The 16261-nt window shown below is 39.0% G+C and carries 16 protein-coding genes and 1 tRNA gene; 8 read left to right on the plus strand and 9 right to left on the minus strand.

Annotated elements, in window-relative coordinates; genetic code table 11:
- Nucleotides 1-162: 162 nt before the first annotated feature.
- From folA to H4J41_RS00140, 3 genes are all read right to left on the minus strand, one after another.
- Nucleotides 163-651 (minus strand): type 3 dihydrofolate reductase, encoded by a 489-nt coding sequence (folA, locus tag H4J41_RS00130; RefSeq protein ID WP_182135603.1) that lies wholly within the window; start codon nucleotides 649-651, stop codon nucleotides 163-165.
- Nucleotides 652-1004: 353 nt separating this feature from the next.
- Nucleotides 1005-1178, minus strand: a complete 174-nt coding sequence (gene rmf / locus H4J41_RS00135; protein WP_182135602.1) for a ribosome modulation factor — start codon at nucleotides 1176-1178, stop codon at nucleotides 1005-1007.
- Between the two features lie 372 nt (nucleotides 1179-1550).
- A complete protein-coding gene (locus tag H4J41_RS00140; protein WP_182135601.1) occupies nucleotides 1551-1772 on the minus strand; it encodes a DUF3820 family protein in 222 nt (73 codons plus the stop codon).
- A 159-nt stretch (nucleotides 1773-1931) separates the two neighbouring features.
- Between H4J41_RS00140 and H4J41_RS00145 the strand changes: the two genes are divergently transcribed.
- Both H4J41_RS00145 and msrA read left to right on the plus strand, forming a co-directional pair.
- Nucleotides 1932-3056 carry a DUF3083 family protein gene (locus tag H4J41_RS00145; protein ID WP_182135600.1) on the plus strand — a complete coding sequence of 375 codons (1125 nt, stop codon included), beginning with the start codon at nucleotides 1932-1934 and terminating at the stop codon, nucleotides 3054-3056.
- Between the two features lie 468 nt (nucleotides 3057-3524).
- Nucleotides 3525-4067, plus strand: a complete 543-nt coding sequence (gene msrA, locus H4J41_RS00150) for a peptide-methionine (S)-S-oxide reductase MsrA (RefSeq protein ID WP_182135599.1) — start codon at nucleotides 3525-3527, stop codon at nucleotides 4065-4067.
- A 165-nt stretch (nucleotides 4068-4232) separates the two neighbouring features.
- On the opposite strand, the gene H4J41_RS00155 is transcribed toward msrA, so the two are convergent.
- From H4J41_RS00155 to folB, 5 genes are all read right to left on the minus strand, one after another.
- The gene (locus tag H4J41_RS00155) at nucleotides 4233-5078 is read right to left on the minus strand and encodes a tetratricopeptide repeat protein (protein ID WP_182135598.1); all 846 of its coding nucleotides are present in this window, start codon (nucleotides 5076-5078) and stop codon (nucleotides 4233-4235) included.
- 436 nt (nucleotides 5079-5514) lie between these two features.
- Nucleotides 5515-6669, minus strand: coding sequence for an acyl-CoA dehydrogenase family protein (locus H4J41_RS00160; protein WP_182135597.1), 1155 nt, complete (start codon nucleotides 6667-6669; stop codon nucleotides 5515-5517).
- A gap of 218 nt (nucleotides 6670-6887) precedes the next feature.
- On the minus strand, nucleotides 6888-7688 hold the full coding sequence (locus H4J41_RS00165; RefSeq protein ID WP_182135596.1) for an undecaprenyl-diphosphate phosphatase: 801 nt from the start codon (nucleotides 7686-7688) through the stop codon (nucleotides 6888-6890).
- A gap of 24 nt (nucleotides 7689-7712) precedes the next feature.
- The gene (gene folK / locus H4J41_RS00170; protein WP_182135595.1) at nucleotides 7713-8207 is read right to left on the minus strand and encodes a 2-amino-4-hydroxy-6-hydroxymethyldihydropteridine diphosphokinase; all 495 of its coding nucleotides are present in this window, start codon (nucleotides 8205-8207) and stop codon (nucleotides 7713-7715) included.
- Nucleotides 8207-8578 carry a dihydroneopterin aldolase gene (gene folB / locus H4J41_RS00175; RefSeq protein ID WP_182135594.1) on the minus strand — a complete coding sequence of 124 codons (372 nt, stop codon included), beginning with the start codon at nucleotides 8576-8578 and terminating at the stop codon, nucleotides 8207-8209. Before folB ends, folK begins: the two co-directional genes overlap by 1 nt.
- Nucleotides 8579-8814: 236 nt before the next feature.
- Between folB and plsY the strand changes: the two genes are divergently transcribed.
- Entirely contained in the window at nucleotides 8815-9387 is a 573-nt protein-coding gene (gene plsY, locus H4J41_RS00180; protein WP_182135593.1) for a glycerol-3-phosphate 1-O-acyltransferase PlsY, read from the plus strand.
- A gap of 35 nt (nucleotides 9388-9422) precedes the next feature.
- Here the strand turns inward: plsY and tsaD are convergent, their stop codons facing one another.
- On the minus strand, nucleotides 9423-10472 hold the full coding sequence (gene tsaD / locus H4J41_RS00185; protein ID WP_182135592.1) for a tRNA (adenosine(37)-N6)-threonylcarbamoyltransferase complex transferase subunit TsaD: 1050 nt from the start codon (nucleotides 10470-10472) through the stop codon (nucleotides 9423-9425).
- A gap of 419 nt (nucleotides 10473-10891) precedes the next feature.
- Here tsaD and rpsU point away from each other — a divergent pair, with 419 nt between their 5' ends.
- The 5 genes from rpsU to H4J41_RS00210 all read left to right on the plus strand — a co-directional run bounded on the left by rpsU (nucleotide 10892) and on the right by H4J41_RS00210 (nucleotide 16072).
- Nucleotides 10892-11107, plus strand: a complete 216-nt coding sequence (gene rpsU, locus H4J41_RS00190; RefSeq protein WP_011045067.1) for a 30S ribosomal protein S21 — start codon at nucleotides 10892-10894, stop codon at nucleotides 11105-11107.
- Between the two features lie 53 nt (nucleotides 11108-11160).
- Nucleotides 11161-11607, plus strand: coding sequence for a GatB/YqeY domain-containing protein (locus H4J41_RS00195; RefSeq protein ID WP_182135591.1), 447 nt, complete (start codon nucleotides 11161-11163; stop codon nucleotides 11605-11607).
- 151 nt (nucleotides 11608-11758) lie between these two features.
- Nucleotides 11759-13516 (plus strand): DNA primase, encoded by a 1758-nt coding sequence (dnaG, locus tag H4J41_RS00200; RefSeq protein WP_182135590.1) that lies wholly within the window; start codon nucleotides 11759-11761, stop codon nucleotides 13514-13516.
- A 132-nt stretch (nucleotides 13517-13648) separates the two neighbouring features.
- The gene (gene rpoD / locus H4J41_RS00205; protein ID WP_182135589.1) at nucleotides 13649-15484 is read left to right on the plus strand and encodes an RNA polymerase sigma factor RpoD; all 1836 of its coding nucleotides are present in this window, start codon (nucleotides 13649-13651) and stop codon (nucleotides 15482-15484) included.
- A gap of 511 nt (nucleotides 15485-15995) precedes the next feature.
- A tRNA-Ile gene (locus tag H4J41_RS00210) sits at nucleotides 15996-16072 on the plus strand.
- Nucleotides 16073-16261: the final 189 nt, after the last annotated feature.

Consider the following 16261-nt stretch of genomic DNA (forward strand, 5'->3'; position numbering starts at 1 on the left):
TGGTTAAAATACACCAAGGCTACGGTGCTCTCAATCACAATAGCCAGCTATTGCTCAATCAAGCGTCTTGCCCAGATGCATTTTCTCTGCGCACAACAAGATCACAAATTTAATGAAAGTGGTATAATATTTAATCCCTTAGCTATTATGCCCAGCTTAACTTTAAACTTTTTCATACACCGAGAAATCTAACTGATATAGATTTTTTTCATCACTGGGGCGAATATCACTAGCCACTTTTTGCCAAACAGTTAAATCATATTCAGGAAAGTGAGTATCACCATCAATATCAGCATTAATATGAGTAATATAAAGTCGTTGCGCCGCCGCTAAACAATGTTGATAAATAGCGCCACCACCAATTACCATAACTTCTGCGCTATCAACCACTAAAGCTAAAGCGGCATCAACAGAATTAACCACCTCAACGCCCTCGGCTTGAAAGTTATTGTCACGGGAAATAACAATATTTTTCCGCCCCGGCAAAGGCCGACCAATAGATTGATAAGTTTTTCGCCCCATAATAATGGGCTTACCTAAAGTAGTTTTTTTAAAATAGGCCAAGTCGGCCGGCAAGTGCCAAGGCATGTCATTGTTTTTACCGATCACACGGTTATTGGCATGCGCCACTATCATTGAAAGTATGGTCATAGGTTTTTTACTTTATCGGACAGCTAAATATTAAAAGATTATACGTTATTACTGACAACAAAAAAGCGGCAATTGTCTTACTACAAAACAGAGTTAGAAAAACAAATTAAAAAAAAGTAGCACAACTCAGGATAAAACTTGTGGAAAAAAATTCTGAAGATATTCAACTACACCCTAATATAAATATAAGTTACCCGATAACACACCTTTCGCTATCAGGGCTTTATATCAGCTTAGATGCAAAAAATAAGTCAATAACTTGCCACTAAAAATGAAAATAATACAACACGGTCAAAAAATTTGTTACAGGCTCAAATGTGCTTATACAACTCAGTTTAGTGGCATAAAATGTACTATTTAAACAACCCCATACTTCTATCGGTTAAGGCCTCACGCCAACCACCAAGCCACTCTGACTTAACATCGGTATTCTGGTACGGGCAATGTTTCTTAGTTCTGCCACAAAGGCCAGCTTGATAGCCATTTGAATGTGCTCGGCCTAATTTATCGCGCTTCTGTCTTTTCATATATATCACCTCACCATTAACTGTTTTATAACCGTCTAATACTTTGTATAAATACCAAAGAAATACCGCTGAAAGTTTATGTCTTATGCTTTCTAGGCTTTCTCTAGACCTTCTTAGTATTACTTCAATCAAACGTTAATTTAAGAACAACAATAGGGTGAATGCAAGTTGATACCATAGTGAATTACGCAACTTTTATCCTTGGTTATCGACAAAATAGTCCAGTGTAAAACACCGTAATTAACTATTTATTACAAAACAATTCGTTATACAAACCACATATAATTAACAGTGCTTAAAACCATAAATTAGATAACAAATTAATGTAAATAAGGCTACAACTGCATTAATGACAAAACGCTATGAATAACTCTACCGCCTTAATAAAGGTTTTAACATAGCTTCTAAACCATTGAGTTTAACTTCGTAAATGAGTGCCAACTGTTGACCTAACTTTCCTTCTGGAAATCCCTTACGGTGAAACCAAACTAAATAAGGCTCAGGCAGTTGCAGCAACTTTCTGCCACTATATTTTCCAAATGGCATGACCTGATTTACCGCCGCAATTAAATCTGCATTATTATTTATTGACATAAGTTACCCATGCTCAATTGAGCCTCTAGATGTTATTAATTATTGCTATGTATTGATGCTTTGACATAAAAATGTCACAGCGAGTGTTTATAGTTTTACTCATATTTACAATTTAACTGGTATCAAGATGATGCCTAAATTTTTATTTGGGGAATTATTATGTCAATGGTTAGGAAACGCAATGCGGCAGTAAAAGCTTATATACCGACTAATGCCCGTGACAATCAGTACATCTTGGCCGAATTCGCCTTAACAGAGCAACTGCTTTCGCAATTACCGACACAGGTTAATCATAGCGGCAGTATAAATTATTATGCTTGTTATCAAACCTTGGCAAACTTACTGTTTACCTTAAGTAACGACTATGGCATTAAAAACAGTATATTGGTTGCCAACGACAAGTTGGTCCGTGTCCGTTACAGCCAAGAAATGCACCAATGGCAAACAAAACAACAAATCATCTTTTATTACGATCCAAATCAGCATGTACTGCAAAATTCATTTTTTGATGCCAATATCAAAGCAAAAAAAATTACCTTAGTATTTTTAGCCTCTGGTACGGATATCAGGGCCGGAGCGGCCAATTTCCATCAAGGGGTAAAAGTACTATTAGCACATTTTTCCAAGCTATTAGACTTACCCATAAACGGTATCCGCATGCGCGACCACCAACACCTTACTTACGATATTTTTGCTAAAAATAAAGGCTACAGGACTAGCCAAGCTCATAAATTTAGGCCGATAAAACAAAGGTATGCCAGTCAAGACGTTACATTAGCAGAAAATATGTCATCAATCACTTACGCCATAGTCGACTTAACCCTTGATCATAGGATTGCCACGTTGGTTGATATAGATCCCGCAGCAACCGATCCCTATAATCCACTTTATACTTATTTAACCGACACTTTTTCATTGGTAGCAAAACATTTTAACTTAAATAATGGCGCACTTATCGCTAATGGTTTAGTGCCCATTGTTAGGCATAGTTTGCATGATTTAGTCTCGAAAGTTGGAGAATTGCAAATGTTAGGCTACAACCCAAAGCAAAGCCCCTGTGGTATTGTCAGTAGATGGCAAGCGCATGAATTGGTTGATAACGTGCAACTGATCTTTGTTGCTAATTGCCATAATGGCGAAGAACAAAACTATGCGAAATTTGTCAATCAAATAGAACAAGCCATGCATTTATTTGCCACAGAGCTGGAAATTCCAACTGAAAAAGAGCAATTAACCTTACGCTTTCATCAACACGTTGCCTATAACTTATCGCATAATAACTGATAGTTATAACACCTAGAGCTAACTAGAACCCTGGCTCTAGGTCACTTATTTACTGATAATCAGATTACTGTAAACATTCCATCATCAAAACTTAATAACATCACCACAGACCATACACAATATTCATACTCATACTTCATCCCGATTAAGCAGACTAGCCGCATAAGATCAGGTTATGGCGATAGTTAACGACATATATAGTTAACTTGTGTGGAATAAACCCATGCTAAATCCCCTATAGCTGTCTACCTGCCTAAAAACCATATCAACATTACTACTGACTCCGCTAATATCGACAATAACTTAAACGAGAACTTAAAAAATAATTTAAACAACAAGAAATATAGACATCTAAACGTCTAAGTGTTATCTTCTGAAAATAAATATTATAGACGTCTACACGTCTTTGTATCTGACTGAAAATCTACTTTCAGTCACCCTAAGCAAAATTTAACAAGGAAATGAACAGTGAGCATAGAAACAATTACTTTAGGCGCAGGCTGTTTTTGGTGCGTTGAGAATATTTTTAACCGAATTCAAGGTGTATTATCGGTAACCAGCGGTTATGCAGATGGCGATATTATCAATCCAAGCTATGAGCAAGTTTGTAGCGGCATCACTAATCACGCAGAGGTAGTACAAATAACGTTTAACCCATCGCAGTTAGCTGTTGAGCAGCTATTAACGGTTTTTTTTGCTATTCACGACGCGACAACACTGAACCGTCAAGGTAATGATATCGGTAGTCAATATCGCTCAACAATTTTATGTCACACCTCTGCACAGCAAGTGGTGGCGAAAACAAAAATTGCTCAATTGCATGCACAGCAATACGCTGAGCAAACGATAGTCACTGTCGTTAAAGCCGCCACTAATTTTTACAGTGCGGAAGACTATCATCAAGATTATGTCACCAACAACCCAGAAAATAAGTATTGTCAGTTGGTTGTAGCAAAAAAAATTCAAACGTTTTTAAGCGAGTTTTCATACTTGTTAAAAAATGAAACTTAATCGCTGTAGCGATATAACATCAAGTAATTTAACTCGCCTTGTCTGGACAATAATAAAAATTTTCTCATAAAAAACGCATAACAATTTACTTGCTATGCGTTGAGTAAAATCCAGTATAAGTTAGGCTAACTTAGTTTTGAATCCGCGCCTGATTAAGCTAACGACTTAATACATCAAGGTATAAAGCTTACGTCTATATTTACTCGCCAATGCGTCACCCTCAGGTAACGATTTAAGCACATCAAGCAGTAAATCTTTACTAGCGATGTCGGCACCATCTTTTTGCACTAACAAAAACAGCATCATCAGTGCATCGTCATGGCGATTAACTTGGCTATATTGCGCTGCCAATTTTTGTTGTAATTTAACATTATCAGCATCATTGGCTAACTGTTGTTCAAGTGCTTGAATTTCAGGAGAGTCTGCGGCTTGCGTAGCTAATTCTAATTTTGCCATTAATGATTGATAAGCACTGTCTTGATCGATCATTTTAATACTTTTGAGTAGTGCCTCTGCTTCAGTAACTTTACCGGTTTGAATATAAACATCTGATAGTACTAAATTAATATCAGCACGTTCATTATCAAGCTGATAGGCTTGAGTTATAATAGGAAATGCTTCCGACACTTTATTTTCTGCTAATAGTGTTTTCGCCTCGGCTAATAAAACATCTTGCTGTTTCGGTAAATATTTATCCAAAAACTCATTAATTGTTGCATCTGTTTGTGGTCCAGTTAGCCCGTCAAGTGGCTGACCATCTTGTACTAAAATTACTGTTGGTAAGCTTTGAATACCAAACTGCTGAGCAATTTGTCCCTGGCTTTCGCAATCGACTGTGGTAAACAAGAGCGTGTCGCTACAATTAGCTAATGCCATCGTCAACTTGTCGCGTAATGCAACACTTTCTGGAATTTGCTGAGCCCAAAAACTGACCAATACCAGTTTAGTTTTTGATTCTTCAATAATAACTTGTTGAAAGTTTTCTAAGTTGATCGCAAGAGAATTTGTCATCAATGCCGTTCCAATAATAAAGATATATGTTTTTAAATTGGGGCAAAGCATTAAAGATACAAGCAACTGGGCTAAATATTTATAACGACTCAACAAAGCGTAAGTCAAAGTCAAAAACAAGACAATTGAGGATTACAGCCTGATAACACAACTTTTAGCTCAGAACATGCGTTACAGGGTCAAAATGTTAGAGACTAAATGTTAGACACTAAATCTTAAAACACTAACCTTAGCACCCTAAGCCTTTAACGGCTAAGCTTTAAGGCTTCTATATGAGATTATTTATACTGCTGCACCCGCTATAATACCAACCGTTAAATAGCTTCAGCTTTGCTTTGCACATCCTGATCTAGTCTGTTTATTCACCTAAAAAACAAGCATAAAAAAACGGACATCAGCAAAGCTCATCTCCGTTTTAAATCACCGATGTAAGCACTTAGATTTTTTGCAATAATTCTCGAGCAATGATCACTTTTTGAATTTCACTGGTGCCTTCATAGATTGATGTTACACGCACATCGCGCGCCATACGCTCCAGTGGATATTCTCTAATATAACCTGCACCACCCATAAGCTGTAAGGCGTCATAACAAGCTTTATTAGCCTTTTCAGCGGCAAACAACTTAGCCATTGAAGCTGCCATACCAAAGGGTTGACCTTGATCTTTAGTATAAGCGGCTTGCATTAAGAGTAATCGTGCCGCTTCCATCTCAGTATAACGTTCTGCTAACGTCCATTGTAGGCCTTGAAAGTTTGACAGTGATTGACCAAACTGTTTACGCTCAATAATATGAGCTTTAGCATAATCAAGTGCAGCAAGGCCAATACCTAAGGCTAATGACCCGATACCGATACGACCACCAGCCAACTCACCCACAGCAACACCAAAGCCTTTATTTTCAGCGCCCATCATGGCCGAAGCTGGCACACGACAACGGTCAAAATGCACTTCATTGGTTGGTGACGCTTTTTGACCCATTTTTTCTTCCGACTTACCAATAGTCATACCGGCAGTACCGGCTTCAACAATAAAGCACGAAATACCCTTACCTTTTTTTGCTGCAGGGTCGGTAACGGCCCAAACCACAAATACATCAGCAAACGAACCACTAGTAATATAAATCTTACTACCACTAATAAGATAGTCATCACCGTCTTTAACGGCTTGCGTTTTCATCCCTGCGGGATCTGAGCCTGCCGCCGCTTCGCTTAAACAAAAGCCACCGGCACGATACTCACCACTGCAAATTTTTGGCAAGTATTTACTTTTTTGTTCATCGTTACCTACCGCTTGAATAACTTCGGCGACCATATTAGTGACTGAAGTTGTCACCGCTGTTGATGCACAAGCACGCGCTAATTCGGTAATCGCCAAACTAAAAGCAACACTACCTGCTTCGACGCCACCATATTCAGCTTTAATATTTAGACCCATAAAACCGAGGGCATTGAGTTGCGCTAAATTTTTTAAAAATAAACTTTGATCTCTTGTTTCATCAAGCTGTGCGGCTACAGGTGCTAATTCACTATTGGCAAATTTTCGGGCCATATCTTGAATCATTATTTGTTCTTCAGTTAGAGACAAATCCATCAAACTTCTCACTTTTTTATTGGCTGAATATCTATCACTATATTAATCGCTAAAACTTATTAGCAACATTAAAAAGTACAATGGGCATTAGTACGACTGATAGTGATAAAGTAATACCAAAAGCGCTAGCAAACTACCCTTTTGGTATCTAAAAAATACATGTAGATATGAAAAATGCGCTAAAGCGCATTTTTCATAAGTTGAATATATTATAACAATTATCCGGCAACAAACCAAAGCAGACCAGCACCAAGCACTAAGCGATAAATCACGAATGGCATCATGCCGAACTTACCCACTAAAATAAGAAAGTAGTGAATACAGGCATAAGCACTAACAAACGCTAACACACTGCCTAAGCCCATGGCTGACCAATCTACCGCGCCAGCTTCCAAAATCAACTTCAAGGTTAAATAACTGCCCGCCATGGCAATGGCTGGAATCGACAATAAAAAAGAAAAACGCGCGGCATTTTCTCTGCTTAACCCTAACATCAGGCCGATAGTCATGGTAATACCAGAGCGCGATGTACCCGGTATTAACGCGATAGCCTGTGCCAAGCCGATTAACATGGCACCTTTAAAACCTAAATTTTCAATGCTTTTATTTTGTTTAGCTTTAATATCAGCAAAGCCAAGCAAAAAACCAAATAATAGTGTGGTGGCGGCAATAACAAGTGCACTGCGTAAATGCTCTTCAATAAAGTCTTTACCGAGTAAACCAAATAAACCGGCGGGGATGGTGGCAAATATAATCCACCAAGCCAATTTACCATCAAAATTATTTCGCTCACCTTTTAAGGTGGCAAACCAAGCCACAGCCATGCAGCCCACTTCTTTGCGAAAATAAAGCACGACTGCCAGTAAGCTGCCAACATGCACGGCAACATCAAACGCTAAGCCTTGATCTTTCCAGCCGAAAACTACTGAGGGTAAGATTAAATGTGCTGAACTAGAAATAGGCAAAAACTCAGTTAAACCTTGAATTAACGCTAAAATAAAAACTTCAATTGTGCTCATTGGGGTTATATTTCCTTATTTTTCTTATTTTTTTGGCCAAATAAAAGCCACTGTTTTTAACTTTTGTTGTCTTTTATCATATTGTTGCCATAATTCGTCATAGCACTGGCCAATAATCGGGTGAGCCAAATGCCCTGCAACTTCAGCTAACGGGCACAATACAAAAGCATTTTTGCTAATTTCATCACGCGGTATTTGCGCTGGAGAGTCAGCAATAATGTCATCATAAAGTAATAAATCTAAATCTAATGTCCGCGGACTAAATTTTTTAGCGTCTTGGTTTCTACCGTGTGCAAACTCTATTTCGCGCAGTGTTGCCGCCACTTCAGCCAAAGTAAGCTCAGTACTTACTCCAGCCACCATATTGTAAAAAGCTTTACCGGCAAAGCCGACAGGTTCACTTTCAAATAATGAAGATAAAGTCAGCGAGCCAAATACATCGGTTAAAGCCTGCAAGCCTTGTTCAATATAATGTTGACGATTTATGTTACTACCTAGCGAAATATAAATTTCAGCCATTACAATGCTTGGCCTGACAACGGTTCGCCACGTTCTATTTCAACAGCTACCGTAGTCGCATTATGCACCGCTGTTGGTTTCATTACCTTTAGGCGCAGCCAAGGAATTTTATATTCAGCAATTAGAAAGCCAGCAATACGCTCGGCAAGCGTTTCAATTAAATCTACCGGATTAGCGTTGGCAAACTCAACAATTGCTTCAGAAATTGTTGCGTAATCAAGTGTTTTAGCTAATTCGTCATTTTCTGCAGCTTGCGCCGTATTCCAGCCCATCACTAAATCAATAACAAGTGTTTGCTTTATTTCTTTTTCCCACTGGAAGAAACCGATGGTTGTTTGAAAGGTTAACCCTTCAATATAGACTTTATCCACACTAAAACCCTTACATGGCTTGGCAGTATTTAGCCATTGCATTATCGAGATAAACCCCGCAATCGCCACAACATACTTTTGAAAATAAATGGCGAGTTTACCTGTGCAGGTCTAGAAAAACTAGTAAACATCGCGCTACAATGTCAAAAAGCTAAAAAGAATAAATTTTTTTATAACTTTGCTAACACCTGTTTTAGAAGGAGCTTAGTATCAGTAGTTTACTTGTAACGTTTTTAATGGTGATTATGGCTTACTTAGTAGGTTCAATTTCGAGTGCCATTTTACTTTGCAAATTACTGCACTTACCAGACCCCCGCTCAGCAGGTTCAAAAAATCCAGGTGCGACAAATGTCTTACGTATAAGTAATAAATTTGTTGCGGTGTCTGTGCTGATTTTCGACATACTTAAAGGCACACTACCGGTTTGGGGTGGTTATTTCCTAGGCTTAGAACCCTTGTATCTCGGTATGATTGCTCTCGCCGCTTGTTTAGGCCACATGTACCCAATATTTTTTAACTTCAAGGGCGGTAAAGCGGTTGCTACTGCATTTGGTGTGCTACTACCTATTGGTTTGGACTTAGGCGGGCTACTTATTTTAACCTGGTTATTGGTCGCTAAAGTTAGCCGCTTTTCGAGTTTGGCCGCCATTGTTACCCTATCAATAGCGCCATTGTATACTTGGTTATTAAAGCCCATTTATGTCTACCCTGTATTGATGTTATCAGCGCTGATCATATTTAGACACAAAGACAATATAGTTAGGCTACTACAGGGCAAAGAAAGCAAAATATCTTTTACCAAGAAGTAGCCTTTATTACCGGTTTAAATCGCAAACCTACAAGCTTAAATCGGCTCTAAGGTATCTAAGGGCCAACGTGGCGTTGCCTTAAAGGTTAAGTCGGTATCAACACCAGCTTTTAGGCGTTGTAAACCCGCGTAGGCAATCATAGCGCCGTTATCAGTACAAAACTCAGGCCTAGGATAGAAAACTTCCCCGCCTAACTTTTTGGTGATTTCTGCTAATTCTTCTCTTAACGCCGTATTGGCACTAACACCACCCGCAATAACTAAACGATTTAAATTGCACTGTTTTAATGCCCGTTTACATTTAATGGCTAGCGTATCAACAACGGCTTCTTGAAAGGCATAAGCGATATCAGCTTGCATTTGTGCTTTTTGCTCAGGTGTTAATTCTGCTTTTTCTTCTTTTCGAATGGTCACAGCGGCTGAGGTTTTCAAACCGCTGAAACTAAAGTTTAGCCCAGGTTTATCCGTCATAGGTCTTGGAAATTTATAACGACCTTTTCGACCACTTTCTGCCATTTTCGCTAATACGGGTCCGCCAGGGTAATCAAGCCCTAGTAATTTAGCTGTTTTATCAAAAGCTTCACCTGCGGCATCATCAACAGATTCACCTAATAATTCATAATGACCGATACCATCAACACGCACCAACATGGTATGGCCACCAGACACTAATAAAGCGACGAAGGGAAAGTCAGGTACATTCTCTTCTAGCATTGGCGCTAGTAAATGTCCTTCCATATGGTGCACGGGCACAGCAGGCAAGTTCCAGCCGTAAGCTAAACTACGACCAATTGAACAACCAACAAGTAAGGCGCCCACTAAGCCTGGTCCAGCCGTATAAGCAACACCGTCTAAATCAGCAGGGGTTAAATTAGCTTCAGCTAGGACTTCTTTTATTAAGGGAATAGTTTTGCGGACATGATCACGTGATGCCAGCTCAGGCACTACCCCACCATAATCAGCATGAACGGCGATTTGACTATATAACTTATGTGCAACTATACCCGCGGGTAAATTGCCTTGCCCATCATCATAAATCGCAATACCGGTTTCATCACAAGAGGTTTCAATACCTAAAATTCGCATAATTTTTCTTTACCTAGCCATGTTGCATCAATAGTGAATTCGACTATTCACTTGTATATAAGGTGCAGCCGTTATTTGGTTGCTGATTTTACCTATGCCCTAGGCAACTTTCAATTTATAGCGCATAAAGATAGCCAAAAAATTTAAACCCCCCATTTAGCCTTTAAAATTTATGACAAAGAAACCGAGTGAGCAATTTTGTTAATATGACAGCAGCTATTTACACAGCGACTAGTATTAGTGTGTTCAGGCCGCTATTGAGCTAATAAATCCAGTGAAAAAATTAATTCCACTTTACATTACTATGGCCTTCGCATTAGAATACGTCACCAATTTTTAATAGAGTGGGTGAAGATGAGGCTGTTTAGCTGAAATCAGACACCATTTAATATAGATTCCTAACTAAGGTAAAATAGTACATGCCAGTAATTAAAGTAAGAGAAAACGAACCATTTGACGTTGCATTACGTCGTTTTAAACGTTCATGTGAAAAAGCAGGTATCCTTTCAGAAGTTCGCCGTCGCGAGTCTTATGAAAAGCCGACTTGGGAACGTAAGCGTAAGAAAGCAGCCGCAGTAAAACGCGCAGCTAAAAAAGTTTCTCGTGAGAACGCTCGTCGCGTTCGCATGTACTAAGATACCTTAGTAAATCCTAAGTCAACTGAGTTAACTTAAGCGTAAATTAAATTATGAGTCTACTTAGTCAACTGCAAGATGAAATGAAAAATGCCATGCGTGCCAAAGACAAACTTCGTCTTGGTGTAATTCGTATGGCACTTTCTGCGATAAAGCTGGCAGAAATAGATCACAAAACAGAAGCAACTGATGAAAATGTCATTGCCTTGTTAACCAAAATGGTTAAACAGCGCAAAGAATCTATCAAAATGTTTACTGAAGGTGGTCGCGATGAACTAGCAGCTAAAGAAGCTGAAGAAGTTATCGCTATAGAATATTTTCTGCCGCAACCCTTATCTGCAGATGAAATTAACCAACTGATTACAGAAACAATTGCCGAAACCGGTGCAGCCTCAATGGCTGATATGGGTAAAGTAATGGCGGTATTAAAACCGCTAATGCAAGGTAAAGCTGACATGGGCGCAGTTAGTGGCCAAGTTAGAGTAATTTTAAACAGTTAGTTAAGCTTCCTTTTGAACTTCAATGTTCATGCTGAATATAAACCGCGATAGCTTAGGCCTCGCGGTTTTATTTTAACTAGAATATAAGAACCTACTATTTTCCAAGTCTTATTGGTGTAAAATAGAGTTTTATCTGGATGTAATAGTGTTTATGGCTGGTATGATCCCTCGACAATTTATTGATGACTTATTGGCTCGAGCCGATATTGTTGAACTCATAGATTCTCGCGTACCATTAAAAAAAGCCGGTAAAAATTACCAGGCTTGTTGCCCTTTTCATACTGAAAAATCTCCCTCTTTTAGCGTTAGCCAAGATAAACAATTTTATCACTGCTTCGGTTGTGGTGAACATGGCAATGCCATTTCGTTTTTGATGGAATTTGACCGTTTAGAGTTTCCTGATGCAGTAGAAGAATTGGCTTCCCATTACAATATGGACGTGCCACGCGAACAAAACACGCGCTCACCTGCCCAACAAAAACAAGATCAAAAAACCTACAGTCAAAAACAAGATGACTATGAATTAATGGCGCAAATTAGCCGTTTTTTTCAACAGCAATTAAAAGTGGCCCCTGACAAAAATGTCGCGATTGATTATTTAAAAGGCCGAGGCTTAAGCGGTGAAATAGTTAAGCGTTTTGGTATAGGTTATATCAGTGATGCTTGGGACGGCATGATGAAAGTATTTGGCCGCAGCGGCCAAATAAATCAGCAGCTTGTTGATTTAGGCATGGCCGTTCAAGGCGATAAAAACAAACCTTACGACAGGTTTAGAGGCCGTATTCAATTTCCTATTCGCGATAAGCGTGGCAGAGTTATCGGTTTTGGCGGACGGGTATTAAGTGATGGTACGCCCAAGTACCTCAACTCGCCAGAAACGCGAATTTACCATAAAGGCCATGAGTTATATGGCCTTTATGAAGCGAAACAGGCCATTAAGCAACTAACTCGCTTAGTGGTGGTCGAAGGCTATATGGATGTAGTTGCACTTGCTCAACACGGTGTTGACTATGCGGTTGCCTCACTCGGTACGGCAACAACGCCTGAACAACTACAAACCCTATTTCGCACCGTTAAAGAAGTTATTTGTTGTTACGATGGAGACCGGGCTGGCCGTGATGCCGCATGGCGTGCTCTGGATAATGCCCTACCGTTAATTCAAGATGGTTATAGTCTCAAATTTGTTTTTTTGCCTGATGGCGAAGACCCTGATTCGATGATCAGAGAGCAAGGCCAGGCGGCTTTTGAAAGCATATTAGATAATGCCACGCCATTGTCACAATTTTTGTTTGAGCATTTGCTAAACCAAATCGACATGAGCTCTCCCGAAGGAAAAGGTGCTGCTGTCAGTGCTTTTCAGCCTTATTTAGCCAAACTACCTGACAGTAATCTTAAAGACGCCATTGTCACTAAATTAGCAAATCAATTTGGTGCAAGTAACGAAATGCAATTAAAAAAATTACATAAGAGCTTTGCTAACGTCGCTGAAAATAAAGCCAAAGCTAAGCGGCCTAAAATTACCCCCGTAAGACTCGCTATTGCATTACTACTTGAGCATCCCCATATAGTAGAGATACTACCAGACTCGGCAATTTTAAATGAGTTAAATATGCCAGGTATACCTTTGCTAAATACGTTACTAGCATTGTGTAAGCAAAACCCAAAGGTAAATAGTGCACAATTAATTGAGCATTTTAGAGGCCAGGAAGCCGGAAAACAACTAACAAAGCTGCTGTGTTTAGAACATCATGTTGAAGCAGAAAATGCTGAAAGCATGTTTTTAGATTTAATTGAAAACTTTTTAAATGTTTTTATTGAACAACGCACAGAGCAATTATTAGAAAAAGAACGTAGTATCGGCTTAACCTTAACCGAAAAGCAAGAATTGCACGGTTTACTAAGCGCATAGAATAATATCGTTTAAGTTATATTTAAAATAAACAGAAGCGCAGTTTACCGCTGGTAATTTAGTAATTATTTCGCTATAATTTCCGGCTAACTGTTGTAATTTTGATAGCCATAAATAGGTGGACACTCGTCAATGGATCAAGCCCCTCAATCTAGACTTAAAGAGTTAATAGTAAAAGGTAAAGAGCAAGGTTATTTAACTTTTGCACAAGTTAACGATCATTTACCTCAGGATATTATCGATTCAGATCAAGTTGAAGACATCATTCGAATGATTAACGACATGGGTATTCAGGTGTTTGAAAACGCTCCTGATAACGACACGTTAATGATGAGTGAAGCGAATACTGATGAAGATGCTGCTGAAGCTGCTGCGCAAGCGCTTGCGACTGTTGAAAGTGAAATTGGTCGTACTACAGATCCCGTTCGCATGTACATGCGTGAAATGGGCACGGTAGAGCTACTGACGCGTAAAGGCGAGATTGTTATCGCCAAACGCATCGAAGAAGGTATCAAAGAAGTACAACGTTCTGTTTCTGAATACCCGCCAGCAATTAATTACTTGCTTGATCAATGGGATAATTTTGAAGCTGAAGAAGTACGCCTAAGCGATATTATCGTTGGATTTTTAGACCCTGATGCCCAAGACGAAGAAATTCCAGCCGCGGCAACTCATATCGGATCAGAGCTTTCTAAAGAAGAGTTAGCTAACGAAGATAAATCTGATGAGGACGATGAGGAAGAAGAAGATACTGGCCCTTGTCCTGAAGAAGCCCGTGAAAAGTTTACTGCTTTGCGCACAGCCTACGAGCTTGCTAACAAAGTTATTAAAACTAAAGGCCGAGGCCATACTGATGCACAAGCAGCAATTGATGCATTAGCTGAAGTATTTAAAGAATTTAGAATCGTACCCAAAGTATTTGACCGCCTAGTGAAAAACATGCGCAGTGTTGTGGACCGTTTACGTGTTCAAGAACGCTTAATCATGAAACACTGTGTGGTTGGTGCCGGTATGCCAAAAACTACTTTCATCAAAATATTTCCGGGTAACGAAACCTCAAAAAATTGGTTTGAAGAACAAAAAGCAGCTGGCCTACCTCACTCAAAGAGAATGGCTGACATCGAACTAGATGTTGAACGCTGCATATACAAACTGAACATGCTAGAAGAAGAGACTTATCTCAATGTTCACGGCATTAAAGACATTAACCGTCGTATGTCGATCGGCGAAGCGAAAGCTCGTCGTGCGAAAAAAGAAATGGTCGAAGCTAACTTACGTTTAGTTATCTCAATTGCGAAAAAATACACTAACCGTGGTTTACAATTCTTGGATCTTATTCAAGAAGGTAACATTGGTTTAATGAAAGCAGTTGATAAGTTTGAATATCGTCGTGGTTATAAGTTCTCAACTTATGCTACGTGGTGGATACGCCAAGCGATTACTCGATCAATTGCCGATCAGGCGCGTACTATTCGTATTCCAGTACACATGATTGAAACGATTAATAAACTTAACCGTATTTCACGTCAAATGTTACAAGAAATGGGTCGCGAACCAACACCTGAAGAATTAGCTGAACGCATGATTATGCCGGAAGATAAAATTCGTAAAGTGTTAAAAATCGCTAAAGAACCTATTTCAATGGAAACACCGATTGGTGATGATGAAGATTCTCACTTAGGTGACTTTATTGAAGACGGTAGCGGTGAATTACCTGTTGATTCTGCCACGGCTGAAAACTTAAAGCATGCGACACATGAAGTACTAGCGGGCCTAACGGCTCGTGAAGCAAAAGTGTTAAGAATGCGCTTTGGTATCGACATGAACACTGATCATACTTTAGAAGAAGTGGGTAAGCAGTTTGATGTAACACGTGAACGTATTCGTCAAATTGAAGCAAAAGCATTACGCAAATTGCGCCATCCTTCACGTTCTGAGCAATTGAAAAGTTTCTTAGACGGTGAGTAATATTTCTCCTCGAAATATATAAACATAAAATCCAGCTAATAGCTGGATTTTTTTTACCTAGTATTTACTGTAAACCCGAGACGCTAGTTTACATGCTATTTGCGCGCTGTTGCCTTAGTGATGCTAGTAGCTAGCAAACCATCATAATAGTATCTCTTAAACATATAAGACCTGTTATTGATGCTTACATAGATGTTAATGAGTAGAACAATGTAAATCATATTGTCGATCACATATTTTAGAGTAATAACTAGCTTAAGTGGATTACAAAAAACGCAAAAGTTTATTATGTCGAGCATTTGTAGGCTCTCATTAATTAAACTGTTTACTATAAAGTAACCAATAAATTCCATCGAGTGATTACCGAAACAGCAAATCGCTCAACTATTGAACTATTAGACTTATTTATCAAATTTTTAACTTTATAAGGGTGACAACAAAATAAAAAATGCTTATACTGCTCGCCGCTTTCGATGAACCTTTCGCGCTTATCAAAGCAAAGTAGAATTATGGCCCCTTAGCTCAGTTGGTTAGAGCGTCCGACTCATAATCGGCAGGTCCCCTGTTCAAGTCAGGGAGGGGCCACCATTTTAGCGATTTAAGACGCCTTGTAGCGTCTTTTTTTGTGCCTGAAAACCAATGAAATCTTACATAATACCAATTTGATTAATTAACTTCCCACTTTTATCCAATCTCTAGAGCAAAGATCTATCACCCTAGATGCATCTGAAACAAAAATATTCCAGGCTCGACTACATTCATTAACAATATCTTCAT

This window comes from Colwellia sp. MB3u-45, assembly GCF_014077005.1.
Taxonomy (GTDB): domain Bacteria; phylum Pseudomonadota; class Gammaproteobacteria; order Enterobacterales; family Alteromonadaceae; genus Cognaticolwellia.